The organism is Pseudomonas sp. (assembly GCF_050739995.1).
In the GTDB taxonomy this organism is placed as follows: Bacteria; Pseudomonadota; Gammaproteobacteria; order Pseudomonadales; family Pseudomonadaceae; genus Aquipseudomonas.
The window spans coordinates 1-4,089 of sequence record NZ_JBOICG010000481.1 but is presented as its reverse complement, the minus strand read 5'-3'; the positions used below and the strand labels follow the sequence as shown (position 1 = coordinate 4,089).

Annotated in this window: 6 protein-coding genes; 2 read left to right on the top strand and 4 right to left on the bottom strand. The window is 61.0% G+C overall.

Features of this window, described 5'->3' with window-relative positions; all coding sequences use genetic code 11:
* Positions 1-566 (top strand): dCTP deaminase (dcd, locus tag ACRESD_RS15980; RefSeq protein WP_431751809.1); only part of this gene is annotated, 566 nt, incomplete at its 5' end.
* Positions 567-673: 107 nt separating this feature from the next.
* Positions 674-871, top strand: a complete 198-nt coding sequence (locus tag ACRESD_RS15975; RefSeq protein ID WP_431751808.1) for a hypothetical protein — start codon at positions 674-676, stop codon at positions 869-871.
* 51 nt (positions 872-922) lie between these two features.
* Here ACRESD_RS15975 and ACRESD_RS15970 read toward each other — a convergent pair whose 3' ends face one another.
* The 4 genes from ACRESD_RS15970 to ACRESD_RS15955 all read right to left on the bottom strand — a co-directional run.
* Positions 923-1,687: an ABC transporter ATP-binding protein gene (locus tag ACRESD_RS15970; protein ID WP_431751807.1), complete on the bottom strand. Its 765-nt coding sequence runs from the start codon at positions 1,685-1,687 to the stop codon at positions 923-925.
* Between the two features lie 13 nt (positions 1,688-1,700).
* Positions 1,701-2,819 carry a succinylglutamate desuccinylase/aspartoacylase family protein gene (locus ACRESD_RS15965; RefSeq protein ID WP_431751806.1) on the bottom strand — a complete coding sequence of 373 codons (1,119 nt, stop codon included), beginning with the start codon at positions 2,817-2,819 and terminating at the stop codon, positions 1,701-1,703.
* A 25-nt stretch (positions 2,820-2,844) separates the two neighbouring features.
* Positions 2,845-3,555, bottom strand: coding sequence for an ABC transporter permease (locus ACRESD_RS15960; protein WP_123714917.1), 711 nt, complete (start codon positions 3,553-3,555; stop codon positions 2,845-2,847).
* On the bottom strand, positions 3,552-4,089 hold a 538-nt coding region (locus ACRESD_RS15955; protein WP_431751805.1), incomplete at its 5' end, for an ABC transporter permease. The genes ACRESD_RS15960 and ACRESD_RS15955, both read right to left, overlap by 4 nt.

Here is a 4,089-nt window from a genome sequence, read left to right as displayed (position 1 = left end):
TGAGCATCAAATCGGACAAGTGGATTCGCCGCATGGCGCAAGAGCACGGCATGATCGAGCCCTTCGTAGAGCGCCAGATGCGTGGCGAAGGTGCCGAACGCCTGATCTCGTATGGGGTTTCCAGCTACGGCTACGACGTGCGTTGCGCCGATGAATTCAAGGTGTTCACCAACATCAATTCGGCGACCGTCGATCCAAAGAACTTCGACGAAAAAAGCTTCGTCGACGTCAAGAGCGACGTGTGCATCATCCCACCGAACTCCTTCGCCCTGGCGCGCACTGTGGAGTTCTTCCGTATTCCTCGCGACGTGTTGACCATCTGCCTGGGCAAAAGCACCTACGCCCGTTGCGGCATCATCGTCAATGTGACACCGCTTGAGCCTGAGTGGGAAGGGCACGTCACCCTGGAGTTCTCCAACACCACTACCTTGCCAGCGAAGATCTACGCCAACGAAGGTGTGGCGCAGATGCTGTTCCTGCAGTCCGACGAGGCCTGCGAAGTGTCCTATAAAGACCGTGGCGGCAAGTACCAGGGCCAGCTCGGCGTAACTCTCCCACGCGCTTGATAGAAAGCTCCTACACGCAAATGGAATTTGTCTGCGGGAAGTGACTCTATTGGGTGTACAGCCTCGGCGCGTGCAAAGCGCGCCGGGCCACGCTTGAGGAGTGCTTTATGAAGATCGACCCGCGAATCAGCGCCGAACTCGCCCGGCTTGAACCCAACCAGATTGGTGTTCTGGCCTGGTCCCTGATGGCCGACCCTGCTTATGCGGGCGGCATCCCCGGCCAACCTGAACCGGATTACCCACAGCCTACCGAGCCCGGTGAGCCAACCCTGCCGGATGAGCCACCTCCTGCACCTATCGCCTGAGTCCTGTAGGGGCTCGCTACGGCACGGTATGCCCCTTGGCAGCGTCAGGGGCTACTTCAAGTTGCCACTCAAGAACTGCTGCAAACGCTCACTCTGCGGATTGCCCAGCACATCCGCCGGTGCGCCTTGTTCTTCCACCAAGCCCTTGTGCAGAAACAGCACCTGACTCGACACCTTGCGCGCAAAGCTCATCTCGTGGGTCACCATGATCATGGTGCGGCCTTCCTCGGCAAGGCCCTGGATCACCTTCAGCACTTCGCCGACCAGCTCTGGATCGAGGGCCGAGGTGGGTTCGTCGAAGAGCATGACCTCCGGCTCCATGGCCAGGGCGCGGGCGATCGCCACCCGCTGCTGTTGGCCACCGGACAGAAACGCCGGGTACTGGTCGGCGACACGTGCTGGCAGGCCGACCTTGTCCAGGTAGCGACGAGCGCGCTCCTCGGCGTCCTTCTTGCTGCATCCCAGCACTCGGCGCGGTGCCATGGTGATGTTTTCCAGCACGCTCATGTGGCTCCACAGGTTGAAGTGCTGGAACACCATCGCTAAACGCGTGCGCAGGCGCTGCAGTTCGGCATCATCGGCCACACGCATGCCGTGGCGGTCGCTGACCATGCGGATCTGCTGACCATCCAGGGTCATGGCGCCGTCGTTGGGGGTTTCCAGGAAGTTGATGCAGCGCAAAAAGGTGCTCTTGCCCGAGCCACTGGCGCCGATCAGGCTGATCACATCACCGGTCTTGGCCTTGAGCGAAACACCTTTGAGCACTTCATTATCGCCATAGCTTTTATGCAGGCCTTCAACGGTCAATTTGTACATGGAGCGTGCATCCTCAAGGCGAAAGTAGGTAGCCGCTGCGGTAGGCCTCAGTGCCTGCGACATGGGCAATGACCATCCCGGCAGTGGCCATGCGGCGTAGCGAGCGGGCGTAAAGCAGTCCGGCGCTTTTACAAGGCACGGGAGTTACGCGGTCAGTAATGGGGTCGATGATTTCGGCGATCAGTTGCCCGGCCTCCAGGTATTCACCGGGCAGGGCGCTGAACACCAGCAAGCCGCCGACCGGCGTGGCGACGGGTTCCACGCCCGCCAGCGGCGTCGCCGGGTAGGGCAGGTCGGGCAGTGGCGCGATGTCGCCAGCAATCGCACCGAAGTGAATCAGGTAATCAATGATTGCCTGGCAGTCGAGGGCCGCCAGCCCGTGGTTGACGTCGCCCTGGCCGCGCAGTTCGACGGTCACCGAAAAGCTGCCCATGGGGATCGGGAAGCGCTCGCCGAAACGTTGCTGCAATTGCCACCACACCAAGGTGAAACACTCATCGAAGGATTGCCCGCCGGAATCGGTGGCGAGCAAGTTGGCTTCCGAGCCCAGATACCGGGCCAACGGTTCAACCCGAGGCCAAGCCTCAGGCGTGGTGTACAGGTGCGCCACGGCTTCGAAATCGCAATGCAGGTCGAGCACCATGTCGGCATCACACGCCAAGCGTTGCAGCACCAAGCGTTGGGAGTGCAACTGGGTGTCGGCGGTGTGCGCGGTGAGGGCGCTGGACAGCGCGGTGCGGATCAGCTCGACGTTGTGTTGCGGATCATCCCCGAGTACATCCTCGATCTGGTCTCCGACCTGCTCGCTGAGGTCGACGAACCATCGATTGAAGTTCTGCCCGCTTTCCAGCTCGTAGCGGCCCAGGGGGATGTCCATCAGCACCTGCTCCAGCCCCACCGGGTTGGCGATGGGCACCAGCACGATTTCGCTGCGCAAGCGACCGGTGGCGGCCAGCTCAGCCAGGCGTACCTTCAAGTGCCAGGCCACCAGCATGCCCGGCAACTCATCGGCATGCAGCGATGACTGGATGTAGATCTTGCCTTCGGCCTGTTCCGGGCCGAAGTGAAAACTGTGGATCTGCCGCGCCGTGCCCGGCACCGGTGCGATCAGATCATGTACCTCATGGCGCATGAATGCTCCTTACATGAAAGACCGCTTAGTGACTTGGCCCGAGAAAGGCCAGCCAGCGGCGCTCCGCCAACCGAAACAGACCGACCAGGGCAAAGGTCACGGTCAGGTAGATCAGCGCAGCGATACCGAATGATTGAAAGGTCATGTAGGTCGCCGAGTTGGCATCCCTGGCCACCTTGAGAATGTCAGGCACCGTTGCGGTGAAGGCCACCGTGGTCGAGTGCAGCATCAGGATCACTTCATTGCTGTAGTACGGCAACGAGCGACGCAGGGCCGAGGGCATGATGACGTAGGCGTACAGCTTCCAACCGGTAAGGCCATAGGCTTTGGCCGCTTCGACTTCGCCATGGGCCATGCTGCGGATCGCCCCGGCGAAAATCTCGGTGGTGTAGGCGCAGGTGTTGAGGGCGAAGGCAAGGATGGTGCAGTTCATCGCATCGCGAAAAAACGCATCCAGCACCGGTTGCGCCCGCACCGCCGCAATGCTGTAGATGCCGGTGTAGCAAATCAACAGTTGGATATACAGCGGCGTGCCGCGAAACAGGTAGGTGTAGAACTGCACCGGCCAGCGCACCCAGCGCTTGCGCGACACCCGGGCGATGGACAGCGGGATCGACACCACAAAACCGAACACCAGCGAGAGGCTCAGCAACCACATCGTCATTGCCAGCCCGGTGATGTGCTGGCCGTCGCTGTACAGGAAGGGCCGCCAGTATTGCTGCAGTAGTTCGATCATCGCACGGCCTCCCGGGCCCCAGCGGAGTAGCGACGTTCAAGCCGACGCAGGACGAAGTTGGAAGCGCTGGTGATCAGCAGGTAGATCAGCGCGGCGAGCACCAGGAAATAGAACAGTTGATAGGTGCTCTTGCCCGCGTCCTGGGCAGCCTTGACCAAGTCCGCCAGGCCGATGATCGACACCAGCGCCGTGGCCTTGAGCATCACCATCCAGTTATTGCCGATGCCCGGCAGGGCAAAGCGCATCATCTGCGGGAAGGTTACGTAACGAAACCGCTGGCCGCGCTTGAGGCCGTAAGCGGTCGCCGCTTCCAACTGTCCACGGGGTACGGCGAGGATCGCGCCGCGAAAGGTCTCGGTGAAGTAGGCGCCGTAGATGAAGCCCAGAGTGATAACCCCGGCGCTGAATGGGTCGATCTCGATGTAGTCCCATTCCATGAAGTCGGTAAAACCGGTCAGCCAGATTTGTAGGCTGTAAAAAATCAGCAGCATCAGCACCAGGTCGGGCACGCCGCGAATCAGGGTGGTGTAGAGC